General features: G+C 57.2%; 17 protein-coding genes. 11 read left to right on the top strand and 6 right to left on the bottom strand.

Annotated elements, in window-relative coordinates; genetic code table 11:
* Window positions 1-252: 252 nt before the first annotated feature.
* Window positions 253-1437, bottom strand: coding sequence for an MFS transporter TsgA (gene tsgA / locus IM290_RS02045; protein WP_193041606.1), 1185 nt, complete (start codon window positions 1435-1437; stop codon window positions 253-255).
* A gap of 278 nt (window positions 1438-1715) precedes the next feature.
* On the opposite strand from tsgA, the gene ppiA reads away from it, so the two are divergent.
* From ppiA to IM290_RS02025, 4 genes are all read left to right on the top strand, one after another.
* Complete coding sequence (ppiA, locus tag IM290_RS02040) at window positions 1716-2288, top strand: peptidylprolyl isomerase A (RefSeq protein WP_003861649.1); 573 nt, start codon at window positions 1716-1718, stop codon at window positions 2286-2288.
* A gap of 105 nt (window positions 2289-2393) precedes the next feature.
* Window positions 2394-2978, top strand: coding sequence for a putative adenosine monophosphate-protein transferase Fic (locus IM290_RS02035; protein ID WP_023295530.1), 585 nt, complete (start codon window positions 2394-2396; stop codon window positions 2976-2978).
* Window positions 2979-3008: 30 nt separating this feature from the next.
* Window positions 3009-3572, top strand: a complete 564-nt coding sequence (pabA, locus tag IM290_RS02030) for an aminodeoxychorismate synthase component 2 (RefSeq protein ID WP_023295529.1) — start codon at window positions 3009-3011, stop codon at window positions 3570-3572.
* 87 nt (window positions 3573-3659) lie between these two features.
* Window positions 3660-4880, top strand: a complete 1221-nt coding sequence (locus tag IM290_RS02025; RefSeq protein ID WP_193041607.1) for an aspartate aminotransferase family protein — start codon at window positions 3660-3662, stop codon at window positions 4878-4880.
* Here IM290_RS02025 and IM290_RS02020 read toward each other — a convergent pair.
* Together IM290_RS02020 and crp are read right to left on the bottom strand one after the other, a co-directional pair.
* Window positions 4877-6964, bottom strand: coding sequence for a YccS/YhfK family putative transporter (locus tag IM290_RS02020; protein ID WP_006812214.1), 2088 nt, complete (start codon window positions 6962-6964; stop codon window positions 4877-4879). The two genes, IM290_RS02025 and IM290_RS02020, sit on opposite strands and share 4 nt — an antisense overlap.
* A gap of 57 nt (window positions 6965-7021) precedes the next feature.
* On the bottom strand, window positions 7022-7654 hold the full coding sequence (gene crp / locus IM290_RS02015) for a cAMP-activated global transcriptional regulator CRP (protein ID WP_000242758.1): 633 nt from the start codon (window positions 7652-7654) through the stop codon (window positions 7022-7024).
* 310 nt (window positions 7655-7964) lie between these two features.
* On the opposite strand from crp, the gene IM290_RS02010 reads away from it, so the two are divergent.
* The gene (locus IM290_RS02010; RefSeq protein ID WP_015571423.1) at window positions 7965-8369 is read left to right on the top strand and encodes an OsmC family protein; all 405 of its coding nucleotides are present in this window, start codon (window positions 7965-7967) and stop codon (window positions 8367-8369) included.
* Between the two features lie 93 nt (window positions 8370-8462).
* Here IM290_RS02010 and IM290_RS02005 read toward each other — a convergent pair whose 3' ends face one another.
* The 3 genes from IM290_RS02005 to IM290_RS01995 are packed head-to-tail and all read right to left on the bottom strand — an operon-like array spanning window position 8463 to window position 10600.
* On the bottom strand, window positions 8463-9332 hold the full coding sequence (locus IM290_RS02005) for a phosphoribulokinase (RefSeq protein ID WP_003861663.1): 870 nt from the start codon (window positions 9330-9332) through the stop codon (window positions 8463-8465).
* Between the two features lie 30 nt (window positions 9333-9362).
* Complete coding sequence (locus tag IM290_RS02000; RefSeq protein WP_014171926.1) at window positions 9363-9581, bottom strand: YheU family protein; 219 nt, start codon at window positions 9579-9581, stop codon at window positions 9363-9365.
* A complete protein-coding gene (locus IM290_RS01995) occupies window positions 9578-10600 on the bottom strand; it encodes a hydrolase (protein WP_045330091.1) in 1023 nt (340 codons plus the stop codon). The genes IM290_RS02000 and IM290_RS01995 overlap by 4 nt, the downstream gene beginning before the upstream one ends.
* A gap of 228 nt (window positions 10601-10828) precedes the next feature.
* On the opposite strand from IM290_RS01995, the gene mdcA reads away from it, so the two are divergent.
* The 6 genes from mdcA to IM290_RS01965 all read left to right on the top strand — a co-directional run bounded on the left by mdcA (window position 10829) and on the right by IM290_RS01965 (window position 16359).
* The gene (gene mdcA / locus IM290_RS01990) at window positions 10829-12484 is read left to right on the top strand and encodes a malonate decarboxylase subunit alpha (protein ID WP_015571421.1); all 1656 of its coding nucleotides are present in this window, start codon (window positions 10829-10831) and stop codon (window positions 12482-12484) included.
* A complete protein-coding gene (locus IM290_RS01985; protein ID WP_017384166.1) occupies window positions 12484-13341 on the top strand; it encodes a triphosphoribosyl-dephospho-CoA synthase in 858 nt (285 codons plus the stop codon). The genes mdcA and IM290_RS01985 overlap by 1 nt, the downstream gene beginning before the upstream one ends.
* Window positions 13342-13350: 9 nt before the next feature.
* The gene (gene mdcC / locus IM290_RS01980; RefSeq protein WP_000411786.1) at window positions 13351-13650 is read left to right on the top strand and encodes a malonate decarboxylase acyl carrier protein; all 300 of its coding nucleotides are present in this window, start codon (window positions 13351-13353) and stop codon (window positions 13648-13650) included.
* On the top strand, window positions 13643-14476 hold the full coding sequence (locus IM290_RS01975; protein WP_193041608.1) for a biotin-independent malonate decarboxylase subunit beta: 834 nt from the start codon (window positions 13643-13645) through the stop codon (window positions 14474-14476). Before mdcC ends, IM290_RS01975 begins: the two co-directional genes overlap by 8 nt.
* Window positions 14476-15276, top strand: a complete 801-nt coding sequence (gene mdcE, locus IM290_RS01970) for a biotin-independent malonate decarboxylase subunit gamma (protein WP_193041618.1) — start codon at window positions 14476-14478, stop codon at window positions 15274-15276. Before IM290_RS01975 ends, mdcE begins: the two co-directional genes overlap by 1 nt.
* Window positions 15277-15399: 123 nt before the next feature.
* Window positions 15400-16359 carry an AEC family transporter gene (locus IM290_RS01965; RefSeq protein WP_000222846.1) on the top strand — a complete coding sequence of 320 codons (960 nt, stop codon included), beginning with the start codon at window positions 15400-15402 and terminating at the stop codon, window positions 16357-16359.
* The last annotated feature ends 1 nt before the right edge of the window (window position 16360 follow it).

The following is a 16360-nucleotide window of genomic DNA, read 5'->3' as shown; positions in this document are numbered from 1 at the left end:
CGATTTCTTTTCTATTACTGCCTACCTTAACGATTCAGCAGGGGCACTTATTGATGCAAATCAAATACGCCTTCACCTACCCCTTAGTGGGTATATCTATGATTTGTCAGGATTTTTATAAGTGACGGATATTGTTTGATTTTTGTGCTTGCTTATTTTTTGCACAAATGTAGTGGTGTTTTTTACCCATTGGCGGGCAGGGCGGGTGAGCAGGGAAAAACCCCTTTGCAGTACGCAAAGGGGTTACGGCGATTAGTGGGTAGCTGTTGCCGGGTTGTGTTGACGGTGACGGGTCACAAAGCCCAGCACGAAGCACATGATGAACACCATGGCGTACAGACCGTTAGCGGTATGCAGCGCCGCCAGCGGGCCGCTGTGCGCAACAATCGGGCCCGTGACCACGAAGGTCAGCATGGTGCCGATGGTGCCGCAGGTCAGCACGAAGTTCACCAGCTTTGGCGAGGCCACTTTGGTCTGAAGAGAGCCAAGGGTGATGATCGAGGTGTAAATCGCACTGGAGAAGAAGCCCAGGGTCAGGATGAACCACGGCATATGCTCCGGGGAACCGTTGATGAACAGATACATCAGCACGGTCGCCAGACCCGCCAGAACGGTCAGGATCCGTTGCAGGTCGAAGAAGCGCAGGATAAAGCTAAACGCCCACATGCCGAACATGTAAGACATCCAGAAATCGCTTACCAGTTTACCCGCGTCGTTCAGGCTCATGCCCAGACCTTTCGCGTATTCAGGAACCCAGGAGATAAAGCCCAGCTGGCCGAGGATGTAACACAGCGCGGCGATGGAGAGGAACAGTACGCCGATACCCCATTTTTCTTTCGCAACCGGCTCGGACGTAGTCTGCGCTTTTTTGCCCAGCACCGGGAACTCGCAGCCGAAGGTGAGAACAAAGATCGCGACATAAACCAGACCAATGCAGGCGTACACCCAGTACCACTCAATGCTGCGCGCCAGAAGATACGCGGCGACCATCGGGAAAATCATCCCGGCCATGCTGAAGAAGGAGTCGGTGAACAGCAGACGCGCGCCGCGCTGGCGGCCTTCATACATATGCGTAATCAGGAATGTACCGATCGACATGGTGATCCCGCTCACCAGACCCAGCACGAACATGGCGGCAGAGAAGAGGGCGATGCTGTGGCTCAGCATCAGGCCCGCCACGGCGGCAATCATCAGCACGAAGCCGAAACGCAGCTGCGTTTTCAGCGGCACGATTTCCATCAGCCAGGCATTAAGGAAAATAGAGATCAGGATCCCCGCGTTCAGGAAGGTGAAGGTGTTACTCATGCTGGAAACGGGCAGCTGGAAGTAGTCTGCGATATTTCCCATCACCATCCCGGTGACGATCACCAACGCGCCGGTCAGGGCGTAAGAGAAGAAGCTGATCCATGTGAGCTTGATGCGATTGCTGTTAGTCATGTCTGGCCTGTTAAAAGTAAAGAAAAACGCAATGACTGCGTTTGAGCGGGCAGATTTTAGTCGCGAAAGTGATCTAATTAAATCTTTTCAGAAAATTTTGAGCACAATTGCAGGTTTTAACGTGATGCGGATCACATTACGTTGTGGGGTGAACAATCGTTTGCGCGGTAATAATTGTTTCAATTTGGTAAAATTAGGTAAAAGACTGGTCTGGGTTCATACTGCTCTTTAGAATCAAGCCATTCGCTTTTTATACTGCGCTTTGTTAAGGAATTCTCATGCTCAAATCAACACTGGCGGCTGTCGCAGCTGTGTTTGCTCTTTCTGCCGTTTCCCCTGCTGCGCTGGCAGCCAAAGGAGACCCCCACGTCCTGCTGACTACCTCTGCGGGGAATATTGAGCTGGAGCTGGATAGCCAGAAAGCCCCTGTTTCGGTGAAAAACTTCCTCGACTACGTGAACAGTGGTTTTTATAACAACACCACGTTCCACCGCGTGATCCCGGGCTTTATGATTCAGGGTGGCGGTTTTAACGAGCAGATGCAGCAGAAACAGCCCAACCCGCCCATCAAAAATGAAGCAGACAACGGCCTGCTGAACAAGCGCGGCACCATCTCCATGGCGCGTACGGCGGACAAAGACAGCGCCACCAGCCAGTTCTTCCTCAACGTGGCTGATAACGCCTTCCTGGACCACGGTCAGCGCGACTTTGGCTACGCGGTGTTTGGCAAAGTGGTGAAAGGCATGGACGTTGCGGATAAGATCTCTCAGGTTCAGACTCACGATGTCGGTCCATACCAGAATGTGCCGACTAAGCCTGTCGTCATTCTCTCCGCGAAAGTGTTGCCATAATCGTTCTTCCACACGGGCATATCCTGCCCGTGTCTTTCCGCCCTCCCTGCGAAAGCGCGTTTTGCTGCTTATACTTGTGGCAAACGGACTATTCAGGGAGGCGTAGTGAAAAAACTCACCGACAAGCAAAAATCCCGTCTCTGGGAGCAACAACGTAAGGTCAATTTTCAGGCCAGCTGCCTCCTTGAAAAAGGCAAGGGTCCCGCTGAACCCGATATCGAGACGCTGGAACTGGGGCCTTCCGCTCCGGGTTTACCCCATCTGTGTCTTATTCACCGCCATTTATTCCGCAACGAAATGAAAGGCGCGGGCGAGCTGCGCACCGCCGATATTTCTAAGGGCGACATTCCTTTTTGCCATTTCGAGTACATCGAGAAAGTGGGTAATGAGCTGATGGCTTCGCTGGAAAGTGATAAATATCTGGTGGGCCTTCAGAAAGCAGAGTTTACAGACAGAATCAGTCATTACTACTGTGAAATCAACATGCTACATCCGTTTATGAGCGGTAATGGCGTGGCCCAGCGGATCTTCTTTGAACAACTGGCTATTCATGCGGGCTATGTGCTGAACTGGCAGGGGATCGACCCGAACGACTGGGCAGCCGCCAATCAGAGCGGGGCAATGGGGGATTTGACCGCCCTGAACGCCATCTTTGCCAAAGTTGTGAGCGAAGCGCGGGAATCTGCGTAAAATAGGGCGGCCATTTTTTCAGGAGCCGCCATGATTCTGCTGATTGATAACTACGATTCCTTTACCTGGAACCTTTACCAGTATTTTTGTGAGCTGGGGGCAGAGGTGGTTGTCCGCCGTAACGATGAGATCGCGCTGGCTGACATTGACGCGCTGGCGCCCCAGAAAATCGTGATTTCGCCGGGGCCGTGTACCCCGTCGGAATCCGGCATCTCGCTGGAGGTCATCCGCCACTATGCGGGCAAACTGCCGATTCTGGGCGTCTGCCTGGGTCACCAGGCCATTGCGCAGGTCTTTGGCGCCACCATTGTCCGTGCCGCGAAAGTCATGCACGGCAAAACCTCTCCGGTCACGCACACCGGTACCGGCGTATTCCTGGGGCTAAACAATCCGTTAACCGTGACGCGCTACCATTCTCTGATCATTGATCCGCCGACCCTGCCGGCCTGCTTTGAGGTCACCGCCTGGAGCGAGACGCAGGAGATCATGGGCATTCGTCACCGTGAGTACGATCTGGAAGGCGTGCAGTTCCACCCGGAAAGCATTCTCAGCGAACAGGGGCACGCGCTGCTGGCCAATTTCCTTAATCGCTGAATATCTGTTGCCTTGTTGTGATTTTTTATGCATATTTTATGATTATATTTTCAAAAGCACTGTGACATAAAAATGGATGGTCATGACATGGCAACTGAACAACCAGCAATTACCCGCGCGACATTTGATGAAGTGATCCTGCCGATTTATGCACCGGCTGAGTTTATCCCGGTGAAAGGGAGAGGCAGCCGCGTCTGGGATCAGCAGGGCAACGAGTATGTTGATTTCGCAGGCGGTATTGCGGTGACGGCGCTGGGCCATTGCCATCCTGCGCTGGTGGACGCGCTGAAAACGCAGGGCGAAACGCTGTGGCACACCAGCAACGTGTTCACCAACGAACCGGCGCTGCGTCTGGGGCGTAAGATCATCGATGCCACCTTCGCCGAACGCGTGCTGTTTATGAACTCCGGCACCGAAGCCAACGAAACCGCCTTTAAGCTGGCGCGCTACTACGCAACCACGCGTCATAGCCCGTACAAAACCAAAATCATCGCCTTCCATAACGCCTTCCACGGTCGCTCCTTCTTTACCGTTTCCGTTGGCGGCCAGCCGAAGTATTCCGACGGCTTTGGTCCGAAACCTGCGGATATCATCCACGTGCCGTTTAACGATCTGCACGCCGTTAAAGCGGTGATGGACGATCACACCTGTGCCGTGGTGGTCGAGCCCATTCAGGGGGAAGGCGGCGTCACGGCGGCCACCCCGGAATTTCTGCAAGGGCTGCGCGAGCTGTGCGACGAGCACCAGGCGCTGCTGGTGTTTGATGAAGTGCAGTGTGGGATGGGGCGTACCGGAGACCTGTTTGCTTATATGCACTACGGCGTAACGCCGGATATTCTGACCAGCGCGAAAGCGCTCGGCGGCGGTTTCCCGGTCAGTGCGGTGCTCACCACCCAGGATATCGCTTCCGCATTTCATGTGGGCTCACACGGCTCCACCTACGGCGGTAATCCGCTGGCGTGCGCCGTGGCGGGTGCGGCGTTCGACATCATTAATACGCCGGACGTCCTGAATGGCGTGAATGCGAAACGCGACTTGTTTGTGAAACATCTTCAGCAGATTGACGAACATTTTGATGTCTTCAGCGAGATCCGCGGCATGGGGCTGCTGATCGGCGCCGAACTGAAGCCGCAGTACAAAGGCCGCGCGCGCGATTTCCTGCACGCCGCCGCGCACGAAGGCGTCATGGTGCTCAACGCCGGGCCGGACGTGATGCGCTTTGCGCCATCGCTGGTGGTGGAAGACAAAGACATCGAAGACGGATTAACCCGTTTTGCCGCGGCGGTCGCGAAGATCGTCAGCGGCTAATACGCGGTTCGTTTTAACCGACGCGTTAACCAAATCCCGTGATGCGGGCGCTGACGCCATGCCACCGACGAAATGGTGTGCATGGTGTTCAGGTGCCCGAGAACGCGCTGTAAATGCTGCTCAAGGGTGCTCATCGGCCCGTGGGTCAGCGTCTCCGGCGCTTCCAGAATGTTCGAATCCCCTGACTCGCCCGGCGCGTCATACTCCAGACGCTGCTGACAGCGCTGCAACGCAATTTCACACGACTGCAAATAGCGCTGCGCCAGATCCGGCGTCAGCATCGTGTGCTCCCGCGCCAGCGTGGTCATGGCATTGATGTGCTCGACGATAAACTGGCTGTGCGTGACCCACAGCTTCATATCAGCCAGATAGTGCGCGTTAAAGCCCGGCTCCTGCATGGCCTGGTTAAGGGAGTTGAACAGGGCGTTATGCGCCTGGTTGACCTTCATGCGCTCGTAGGCCAGCGGAGAGGGCTGCGGGTCATCGCTCAGAATAAGACGAATGGCCTGCTGATCGGCTTCGAGCGCGTCGTGGGCGTTCTGCCTGAGCAACCCGCTTTGCCACTGCGGCCACAGCCAGACCATGCCGCCAAAGGCGATCAGGCAGCCAATTAGCGTATCGACCAGCCGGGCAATAATAAACTGTTCCCCGTTAAGCGTGAGCAGTTGCAGGGTATACACCGCCGTCACCGTAAAGCCCACCATCGCCCAGCCGTAGTTTTTGCGGATGATCAGGTAGCTCACCAGCGTGATTGCCAGCATACCGGCCAGGGTATAGCCTTCCGGCACGTGGAAGTGCAGCGTCACGCCCGCGATAATCAGCCCCGCCATCGTACCGCCCGCCCGGTGCAGAATGCGCACCCGCGTGGCGCCATAGCCGTTCTGGGTGACAAACAGCACGGTCATTAAGATCCAGTAGGGTTTCGGCAGGTGCAGGGCCATTCCCATCAGGCTGGCGATGCTCAGCATCACACTGATCCGCGCGGCATTGCGCAGGGCGGAAGATTTCAGTGAAAGATAGCTTTTGAGCGCGGGCAGCAGCGGCAGCCGTTTTTGCTTATCGGCCATCAGGTCCCGGGCATAAAGCGGGCGCTGGGTGCGCAACACCCGGGCGATGCGGCTGAAATGCCAGGCAGCAAATTGCCCGACCGGGTTATCCGCGTGCTGACGCGCAATCTTTTCCAGCGCGCCGAGCTGTTTGTCCATGTTAAAGCGCGTCGGGTAGCGGTGATAGAGGATATCGTCAGCCAGCACACGCAGGCGCGCCGCGACGGTCTGCGCGTTCCAGCGGATCACCGCTTCCGCATGGCTGCGCTCCACCAGCTTTTGCACCTCTTCCGGATTATGAAGGCTGACGGAGATATGCTCCTGCAAATCCAGCCCGACCTGGAAGGTTCGCAGCAGCCGCTTGTATTCATGATTTTTGTTGGCGGCAAGCATGTGCAACTGCTGATAGCACTGGCTGATCAGATCCACCACTTTTTGCTGGCGCGCCAGCAGCGGCGGCAGGGATTTTTCCGGGTCGGTATGTTGAGTGAGCAGGGTGTATTTTGCTTCGCAGTATTCAGCAAGCTGCACGTAGAGCAGGCTCAGGGATTCGCGCAGCGGCTGTTCCCGCCACAGCCAGAACCAGAACCAGTTAAACAGCCCGTACCACAGCGTGCCGAGGGCGTAGATCAGCAATGGCTCCCACACCGGCATATTGCCCGCAAGGCTTAAGGTGAAGATGGCGGCAATCAGCGACGCGGGAAGCAGGCGGGCGTGCAGCGAGCTGATTTCGGCGGTGACGCCAAGCGTCATCGCCAGTACGGTCAGGATCAGCGGCAGAGGAATGTCGCGGGCCAGTAAGAGTTGTACGGCAAGGCTACAGCCGGCAAACAGGCAGCCGCCAATAATCAGACGTTTAAAAAAGCGTTTATGCGGCGTATCCAGACCGGCAATGTTGCAGCAGGCGGGCACGAGGGAAAACAGCAGGCCTTGCTGAAGATGTCCGAGGATCAGGCCCACGGCCACGGGAAGACACAACACCAGCGTTTGTCGCAGTGCGTAGTTAACTTCCGGGTGATATATCAGCCTGCGCCACATGAGGAGTCGAGACAAAAACGGCGTGCCACCCTGCGGCGGCACGCCGTTTGACCGAAATTAACGGGTTCCGTAGACCACGATAGTTTTACCGTGGGCAGAGATCAGGTTCTGGTCTTCCAGCATCTTCAGGATACGGCCCACTGTTTCACGGGAGCAGCCGACGATCTGACCGATTTCCTGACGGGTAATTTTAATTTGCATACCGTCAGGGTGGGTCATGGCGTCTGGCTGTTTCGCCAGGTTCAACAGCGTCTGCGCGATACGACCGGTCACGTCCAGGAAGGCGAGGTTACCCACCTTCTCAGAGGTCACTTGCAGACGGCGTGCCATCTGGGAAGAAAGACGCATCAGGATGTCAGGGTTGACCTGAATCAGCTGACGGAATTTCTTGTAAGAAATTTCAGCCACTTCACATGCTGTTTTTGCACGAACCCAGGCGCTACGTTCCTGGCCTTCTTCAAACAGGCCCAGTTCACCGATAAAATCGCCCTGGTTCAGATAAGAAAGGATCATCTCTTTCCCTTCTTCATCTTTGATCAGCACGGCCACCGAGCCTTTAACGATGTAATACAACGTTTCCGCTTTTTCACCCTGGTGAATCAGCGTGCTCTTTGATGGGTACTTATGAATGTGGCAATGAGACAAGAACCATTCGAGAGTCGGGTCTGTTTGCGGTTTGCCAAGCACCATGCGCTGTTATCCTCTGTTATAAGCTGTCACCAGAGTCATAAGATGCATCCGGACTCTGGGGTTGCAATCGAATTCTTACCCATACCTGGGAAGTCGGCTGTCGTAACGTTTCGCAGCCAGTAAAGTTTGATGTCCTCTGCATACATGTGTAACGTCAATGTATTACTGTAGCATCCAGAGTGTTTTAGCATAGCTTTCGCCGCGTGTCTCCTGGTGTCTCGCTTCAGCATGACGCAGGTCGCCTTCCGTTGCGAGAAATGTAACGTACACGTAATCTGTCATAAAAAATGCAACGTTGGAGTGAGTGAATATGCAAGCGCGTGTGAAATGGGTTGAAGGGTTAACGTTCCTGGGCGAGTCTGCTTCCGGGCACCAGGTTTTGATGGATGGCAACTCCGGCGATAAAGCGCCAAGCCCGATGGAAATGGTGCTGATGGCGGCAGGCGGATGCAGTGCGATCGACGTGGTGTCGATCCTGCAAAAAGGCCGTCATGACGTGACCGATTGTGAAGTGAAGCTGACGTCGGAACGTCGCGAGGAGGCGCCCCGCCTGTTCACGCATATTAATCTGCACTTTATCGTCACTGGCAAAGAACTGAAGGATGCGGCGGTCTCGCGTGCGGTTGACCTGTCTGCGGAGAAATACTGCTCTGTGGCGTTAATGCTGGAGAAAGCGGTAAAAATCACCCATTCGTATGAAGTGATCGCGGCTTAATTTTTGGCGGGTGGCGCTTCGCTGACCCGCCTACAAAAGCTACAACTGCACGAACGTAGGCCGGATAAGCGAAGCGCCATCCGGCAACAGGCGTCACGCGATCTGCTTTCCTTCCATCAGTCGCTGCACCAGCGGTGTCATGATCAGCTCCATTGCCAGCCCCATTTTTCCCCCGGGCACCACTAACGTATTCATGTGCGAAATAAACGAACCCTGTAGCATCGCCAGCAGCCAGGGGTAATCAATGCCTTCCAGGTTGCGGAAGTGGATCACCACAAAGCTCTCGTCCAGGGAAGGGATGCTTTTTGCCGCGAACGGGTTGGAGGTGTCCACGGTGGGGACGCGCTGGAAGTTAATGTGGGTTCGGGAGAACTGCGGCGTCAGGAAGTTGATGTAATCTTCCATGGAGCGCACCACCGAGTCCATGACCGCCTCTCGCGAATGGCCGCGCTCGCTCATGTCACGCGTCAGCTTCTGGATCCACTCAAGGTTAACAATCGGCACCACCCCCACCAGCAAATCCACGTGGCGCGCCACGTCGTGCTGAGGCGTCACCACGCCGCCGTGCAAACCTTCGTAAAACAGAACGTCAGTCGGTTCCGGCAGCGGCTGCCAGGGCGTGAACGTGCCGGGGACCTGGTTCCAGGGCACGGCTTCATCGTAGGTGTGGAGATACTTGCGGGACTGCCCGGTACCGCTTTGCCCGTATTCACGGAAGGTTTGCTCAAGCAGGCCGAAGTCATTCGCCTCCGGGCCGAAGTAGCTGATGTGTTTACCCAGATCGCGCGCTTTGCGGATGGCCATATCCATCTCCGGGCGCGTGTAGCGGTGAAAGCTGTCGCCTTCTACCTCTGCCGCCCGTAAGTTAAGCTGGGCGAAGATCTTGCGGAAGGCGAGGCTGGTGGTAGTGGTTCCCGCCCCACTCGAACCCGTAACGGCAATAACCGGATGTCTGGCAGACATAGCAACTCCCTGACTGGAAAAGTGTAAAGATCAGCCGTGAAACGCGTTGCGGGGCATGATATTGACCGTCTCATGCAGTTCGGACCATACCAGCACCACGTCGCCGCTTTTAAGCTGGCGCTTAACATCGTTGACCTTTTGTTCAAGCGAACGTTCATGTTCACCATAATCGGTGCCTTCGCGCAAGACAAAGCTTTCAATCAGATTATCGAGCGTGTCGGGAGAGAGATCCTGCCAGGGAATAATCATTTTTTACCGTCCAGATAAGCCGTTAACCAGTCGGGAATACGCGTCTCAAGCCACATTTTTGGCCGACGCAGCGTGCCGCCAACAAAGCCGACGTGTCCGCCGAATTGGGTGAGCTGATACTCCACGTTGGCCGGCAGATGATCGGGCGCCGGAATCGAGTGGTGATCCATAAACGGATCATCTTTGGCGTGGATAATCAGCGTGGGTTTCGTGATTTGGTTCAGTAAAGGCATGGCGCTGCACTGACGGTAATAGTCAATCGCATCGGCAAAGCCGTGAATTTTCGAGGTGATCAAATCATCAAACTCGCGCAGGCGCTTCACGCGTTTGAGCTGTTGCAGCGTCACAGGCAGCGTATCCGGATAAGCCTTCAGCTTGCGCGCGGCGTTGGCTTTCAGCAGGTTGAGCAGGTAGCGCTGGTAGACCCGCGAAAACCCCTTTTCCATATGATAACTGCACTGCTCCAGCATAAAGGGCGCAGAGACGATCACCGCCGCATCCAGCGGTACGGCGTCGCTCTCCTTCGCCAGCAGGCAGGCCAGCATATTGCCGCCCAGCGAATACCCCACCGCTGCCGTTGGCGCCTCGCCGAAATTGTCTCTTAGCCAGCGCAGGAACCAGGTGCCGTCCTCGGTTTCACCCGAGTGATAAATACGTTTCTGACGATTAGGCTCGCCGCTGCATCCGCGAAAATGCATCACTACCCCAAGCCAGCCGCGGGCTTTCGCCGCCTCAATGAGACCGTGTGCGTAAGGGCTGTGCAGGCTGCCTTCCAGACCGTGAAACACCACCAGACGGGGTTTATGTCTGGCCCGATCCGGATCTTCGCTCCAGGCGAGATCCAAAAAGTCGCCATCCGGCAAATCCAGCCGTTGCCAGTGCGGGGTGAACTGTACCTTGCGGCGGATCAGGCGCGGCAGCATGGTTTGCAGGTGAGGGTTAGCCACACCGCGCATGGGCACGAACTCTGCGCTCTCTTCGGCTGCAATGTCGAAGTCTGAGGGAATGATTTGGGTCATAAGGGCGATGCTGATTCTTGTCAGAAATTAACTATACCTTCCGAATTGTACCCCGTTTAGCCCGTTTTTCCGAAACATGAACTGATCCCGATCACAAATATTTACCTTGATTATTACTCTCAGGCTAATGATTTGGCTCTACGCTTAATTGATGCCTTTCTCACCAGAGCGCACACTTTACTCAACGTTAAGCAAATCAGAATGATGTGCTGAATCAGGAGGTTAATAATGTTATCTGGGCAAACACCCACCCGGCAATGGAACACCCGACGCAGTGAGAAAGCGCGTCGTCTGGCGTCCGTACCGGTGCAGGGCAAGGTACTGCCAACCGGCGATCTTGTCGCCATGCTGGAAAAACTGATCGCACCAGGCGACAAAGTCGTTCTGGAAGGCAACAACCAGAAGCAGGCGGATTTCCTTTCCCGTTCACTGGCGGAAGTGAACCCGCAAATCGTGCACGATCTGCATATGATCATGCCGAGCGTGGGCCGCAGCGAACATCTGGACATCTTTGAGAAAGGCATCGCCCGCAAGCTGGACTTCTCCTTCTCCGGTACGCAAAGCCTGCGAATCTCCCAATTGCTGGAGGATGGTCAGCTCGAAATCGGGGCGATTCACACCTACATCGAACTCTACTCACGTTTATACGTCGACCTATCGCCAAACGTGGCGCTGATTGCCGGTTTTAAAGCGGACCGCAAAGGCAACCTCTATACCGGGGCGAGTACCGAAGATACTCCGGCGCTGGTGGAAGCCGCCGCGTTCCATGACGGCATCGTCATCGCGCAGGTGAACGAGCTGGTGGATGACGAGTGCGACCTGCCGCGTGTGGATATTCCGGGCTCGTGGATTGATTTTGTGGTGGTTGCCGACAAGCCGTTCTTTATCGAACCGCTCTTCACCCGCGACCCGCGCCTGATCAAACAGGAACATATCCTGATGGCGATGATGGCGATTAAAGGCATCTACGCTGAACACCAGGTGCAGTCCCTGAACCACGGGATTGGCTTTAACACCGCAGCGATCGAGCTGCTGCTGCCAACCTACGGCGAACAGCTCGGACTCAAAGGCAAAATCTGTAAACACTGGACCCTGAACCCGCATCCAACGCTGATCCCGGCCATCGAAAGCGGCTGGGTGGAGAGCGTCCACTGCTTCGGCGGCGAGCTGGGAATGGAAGAGTACATCCGCGCCCGCCCTGACGTGTTCTTTACCGGTGCCGATGGCTCCATGCGTTCTAACCGCGCCTTCTGCCAGCTGGCTGGTCAGTACGCGGTCGATATGTTTATCGGCTCCACGCTACAGGTTGATGGTTACGCTAACTCCTCAACCGTGACCCGCGGCCGTCTTTCCGGCTTCGGCGGCGCGCCAAACATGGGCCACGATCCGCACGGTCGTCGCCACGCCACACCGGCCTGGCTGAACATGATCACCGAGCCTGACCCGATGCAGCGCGGTAAAAAGCTGGTTGTGCAGATGGTGGAAACCTTCCAGGCGGGCGTGAAGCCAACCTTCGTGGAAAAACTCGACGCCGTTGAGGTCGCGAAAGCCTCCGGTATGCCGCTGGCGCCGGTCATGATTTACGGCGATGACGTCACCCACGTGCTGACGGAAGAGGGGATTGCTTACCTCTACCGGGCGAAAGATCTTGAAGAGCGTCGTGCCATGGTCGCCGCCGTGGCGGGTATCACCGATATCGGTCTGGGCGTTGACGCCAAACGCGTGGCGGAACTGCGCCAGAGCGGCAAGGTTGTGTATCCGGAAGATATGGGCATTCGCCGCACCGATGCCACCCGTTCGCTGCTGGCGGCCGGTAGCGTCGCGGACCTGGTGGAATGGTCCGGCGGTCTTTACAACCCACCTGCGAAATTCCGGAGCTGGTAATGAAACTTCTGCCCCAGATCCAGGTTGAAGGCGGTGCCGAATGGCTGGCGCGAACCGCCACGCAGTGTCTGATTGACGAAGCACGTTTAAGCCCGAAGCCCGGTCTGGTGGACAGCCGGGGGAACGGCGCGCACCACGATTTATCGCTTGCGCTGATGGAGCGCTCCGCTCACAGCCTGACCCCCACGTTTCAGGCGCTGGCGCAGCAGAGCTGGCAGCGTCCGGCGGATATTGCCCTCAGGCAAACCGTTGGCCGCCTGGGTCGCGAAGGTGAACGGCAGATGATGGCCGCTACCGACGGCGTGAACACGCACCGTGGCGCGATCTGGGCGCTGGGATTGCTGGTGAGCGCGGTGGCGATGCTGGGCGGCGATGCCCGGGCGCAAACCGTCGCGAACACCGCCGCTCAGCTGGCGAAGCTGCCGGATGACGCGGCGCCGAAAGTGTTCAGCAAGGGGTTACGCGTTACGCACCGCTACCGTGTGCCGGGCGCGCGTGAAGAGGCTCAGCAGGCGTTTCCGCACATCATGCAGCGCGCGCTGCCGCAGCTTCGCCTCAGCCGTCTCAACGGCAGCAGCGAAACGCAGGCCAGACTCGACGCGCTGATGGCGATCATGACCTCGCTCACCGACACCTGCGTGCTGTCGCGCGCCGGCATGGAGGGGCTGGACGCCATGCAGAACGGCGCCCGTGCGGTGCTGAACGCCGGAGGATGCGCAACCCTCGCCGGGCAGCAGGCGCTGGCGCGGTTAGACCGTCAGATGCTGGCGCTTAACGCCTCGCCGGGCGGAGCCGCAGACCTGCTTGCCGCCACGCTGTTTCTTGACCGCGCCGAAACGCCCTATTCAAAGCATTAAGAGGATGTTATGGAAAAAATCACATTGACCGTGCCCGCCAGCCGCGAAGTAAGCGGCAGGGCGCTGGCAGGGGTCGTCGGTTCCGGGGATATGGAGGTGCTTTTCACCGCCGAACCGGGCCAGACCTTAACCATTGATATCACCACCTCCGTCGACAACAGCCGCGGGCGCTGGGAGGCATTGTTCAACCGCCTGCAAACCGTCAGCAGCCTGCCCGCAGGTAAGCTGACCATCCACGACTTCGGCGCGACGCCGGGCGTGGCACGCATTCGTATCGAACAGGTTTTTGAAGGGGTGAACCATGCGTGATGACAGCAGCTTTATCGAATTAAAAGCGCGCCAGCGTGCGCAGGCGCTGCTCGACGACGGCAGCTACCGCGAACTGCTGGATCCGTTTGAAGGCATTATCTCTCCGTGGCTTGGGCCACAGGGGATTGTTCCTCAGGCCGATGACGGCATGGTGGTCACGAAAGGGACCATCAACGGCCAGCCTGCGGTGGTGGTGGCGATTGAAGGCACCTTCCAGGGCGGCAGCATGGGCGAAGTGTCCGGCGCCAAAATGGCGGCAGCGCTGGAGCTGGCGGCGGAAGATAACCGCAACGGCATTCCGACTCAGGCGGTGCTGTGCCTCGAAACCGGCGGCGTACGTTTGCAGGAAGCCAACCTCGGCCTGGCGGCGATTGCCGATATCCACGCCGCGATCGTTGACCTGCGTCGCTATACTCCGGTCGTCGGGATTGTCGCCGGGACCGTGGGCTGCTTCGGTGGGATGTCTATCGCCGCGGCGCTGTGCAGCTACCTGATTGTGACCCGCGAAGCGCGGCTCGGCCTCAACGGTCCGCAGGTTATCGAGCAGGAAGCGGGCATTGAAGAGTATGACTCCCGCGACCGTCCGTTTATCTGGAGCATGACCGGCGGCGAAGTACGCTTTGAAAGCGGGCTGGTGGACGCGCTGGTGGGCGACGGCGTGAACGCGGTGAAAGCCGCGATGAACGAAGCCATCGCCAAAGGCGTACCGGCGAAACATCGCACCGATAACTACGACGATTACCTGAACCGTCTGACGAATTTCGACACCCGCAAACAGGCCGATGCCGAACAGATTAAAGCGCTTTTTGCCCGGGAGGTGAAATGATGACTAACGCAATTAGCCGTGGCGAACTCTGGCTGGAAACTCTGGCCCCGAACGCGAAACGTCTGGAGGGGTTATGCCCGTCCGTGCAGGCCGCAGACGGCGAGCTAAACGGTGAAACGGTGCGTTTTGTCGCCGTGGTGCCGGACGCCAACAACCACTTCCCGCGCGCGGCGCAGGGTGAAGTCGGCCTGCTGGAAGGATGGACGCTGGCAAAAGTGGTCAGCGAAACCGTCGCCGCCGACGCAGATAAAGCCGTGAAGCGCCCGATTGTGGCGGTAATCGACGTCCCAAGCCAGGCCTATGGCCGTCGCGAAGAGGCGTTTGGTATCCACCAGGCGCTGGCCGGCGCCGCTGCCGCCTACGCTAATGCGCGGCTGGCGGGTCATCCGGTGATTGGTCTTATCGTCGGTAAGGCCATGTCCGGCGCGTTTCTGGCGCACGGCTACCAGGCTAACCGTCTGATTGCCTTCAACGATAAAGGCGTGCTGATCCATGCCATGGGCAAAGAGTCTGCGGCGCGCATTACGCTGCGTACCGTTGAGGCGCTGGAAAAACTGGCTGCAACCATTCCGCCAATGGCGTATGACATCAGCAACTACGCCACGCTGGGGCTGCTTTCCGACCTGCTGGATATCAGCAATCCGGATGCCCCTACCGAAAGCGATCTGACGCGGGTGAAAACCACCCTGCAACAGGCCATCAGCGACGCTCGTCAGGAGACCACGTTGAAAAACCGTCTGGGTGCTGACAACCGCCGCAGCTCGGCGCTCGTACGTGAACGTATGCGAGCCAGCTGGTAAGTAAAAAGAGACCTGCCAGATGCATCACCCCGTGGGCGCGCCCGTTGCGTCCACGCGGGAACCTGCATCCTGAAAATAATAAACATCGCGCCAGTGCTTAAACTTTTTTACTACAGGTGATTTATGACTTACGTAATTGTTCATGCTCTTGCACCGATTTTCGTCATCATGCTGCTGGGATTCTGGGCCGGTAAGGCAAAGATGGTCGATAACAAAAATGTTTCCCTGCTGAATATCTTCGTGATGGATTTTGCACTCCCGGCTGCGCTGTTCAGCGCCACCGTGCAAACCCCGTGGACCGGCATCGTGGCGCAGTCGCCGCTGATCCTGGTGCTCACCCTGGCGATGTGGATCACCTATGCGGTCATCTACTTCCTCGCGACGAAAGTGTTTAAAAAATCCCCGCAGGATGCGGCCGTGCTGACGCTTACCGTCGCCCTGCCAAACTACGCGGCGCTTGGCCTGCCGATTCTGGGCAGCGTGCTGGGCGAAGGCCCTTCAACCTCACTGTCCGTGGCGGTCTCCATCGCCTGTGGTTCAGTGTTGATGACCCCGTTCTGCCTGCTGATTCTGGAGCGTGAGAAAGCCCGCGCCGAAGGCAATAACTCGGGTTCAACGCTTTCCATGCTGCCGGTGCTTATGTGGCGTTCCATTAAAAAACCGATCGTGATGGGCCCGCTGCTGGGTGTGATCCTGTCCGCTATCGGCATCAAAATGCCGGAGCTGGTACTGGCGGCGATTAAACCGCTGGGACTGTCTGCGACCGCTGCGGCGCTGTTCCTGACCGGGGTGATCCTCTCCGCGCGTAAACTTCAGATCAACACCATGGTGATCACTTCCACTATCGCCAAGCTGCTGATCCAGCCAGCGATCGCCTGGGGTATCGTTTTAATCTTCGGTCTGCACGGCTCCGTGGCGATCACCGCCATCCTGATGATTGCGCTGTCCGCGGGCTTCTTTGGCGTGGTGTTCGGTAACCGCTTTGGCGTGCAGTCGCCGGATGCTGAAGCCGTGCTGCTGTTGAGCTCCGTACTGTGTATCCTGTCGCTGCCGCTGTTTATCTCGCTGACTTCAGGAATGTAAT

Source organism: Enterobacter cloacae complex sp. S1 (genome assembly GCF_014930525.1).
Lineage (GTDB): Bacteria > Pseudomonadota > Gammaproteobacteria > Enterobacterales > Enterobacteriaceae > Enterobacter > Enterobacter hormaechei_C.
Note: the sequence above shows the minus strand (reverse complement) of the source record. Positions and strands in the feature narration are given on the sequence as shown.

Bases quoted from the DNA above. Each gene is read 5' to 3' on its own strand.
- tsgA (WP_193041606.1), bottom strand. From the start codon at position 1,437: ATGACTAACAGCAATCGCATCAAGCTCACATGGATCAGCTTCTTCTCT.
- ppiA (WP_003861649.1), top strand. From the start codon at position 1,716: ATGCTCAAATCAACACTGGCGGCTGTCGCAGCTGTGTTTGCTCTTTCT.
- pabA (WP_023295529.1), top strand. From the start codon at position 3,009: ATGATTCTGCTGATTGATAACTACGATTCCTTTACCTGGAACCTTTAC.
- IM290_RS02025 (WP_193041607.1), top strand. From the start codon at position 3,660: ATGGCAACTGAACAACCAGCAATTACCCGCGCGACATTTGATGAAGTG.
- IM290_RS02020 (WP_006812214.1), bottom strand. From the start codon at position 6,964: ATGTGGCGCAGGCTGATATATCACCCGGAAGTTAACTACGCACTGCGA.
- crp (WP_000242758.1), bottom strand. From the start codon at position 7,654: ATGGTGCTTGGCAAACCGCAAACAGACCCGACTCTCGAATGGTTCTTG.
- IM290_RS02010 (WP_015571423.1), top strand. From the start codon at position 7,965: ATGCAAGCGCGTGTGAAATGGGTTGAAGGGTTAACGTTCCTGGGCGAG.
- IM290_RS02005 (WP_003861663.1), bottom strand. From the start codon at position 9,332: ATGTCTGCCAGACATCCGGTTATTGCCGTTACGGGTTCGAGTGGGGCG.
- IM290_RS02000 (WP_014171926.1), bottom strand. From the start codon at position 9,581: ATGATTATTCCCTGGCAGGATCTCTCTCCCGACACGCTCGATAATCTG.
- IM290_RS01995 (WP_045330091.1), bottom strand. From the start codon at position 10,600: ATGACCCAAATCATTCCCTCAGACTTCGACATTGCAGCCGAAGAGAGC.
- mdcA (WP_015571421.1), top strand. From the start codon at position 10,829: ATGTTATCTGGGCAAACACCCACCCGGCAATGGAACACCCGACGCAGT.
- IM290_RS01985 (WP_017384166.1), top strand. From the start codon at position 12,484: ATGAAACTTCTGCCCCAGATCCAGGTTGAAGGCGGTGCCGAATGGCTG.
- mdcC (WP_000411786.1), top strand. From the start codon at position 13,351: ATGGAAAAAATCACATTGACCGTGCCCGCCAGCCGCGAAGTAAGCGGC.
- IM290_RS01975 (WP_193041608.1), top strand. From the start codon at position 13,643: ATGCGTGATGACAGCAGCTTTATCGAATTAAAAGCGCGCCAGCGTGCG.
- mdcE (WP_193041618.1), top strand. From the start codon at position 14,476: ATGACTAACGCAATTAGCCGTGGCGAACTCTGGCTGGAAACTCTGGCC.
- IM290_RS01965 (WP_000222846.1), top strand. From the start codon at position 15,400: ATGACTTACGTAATTGTTCATGCTCTTGCACCGATTTTCGTCATCATG.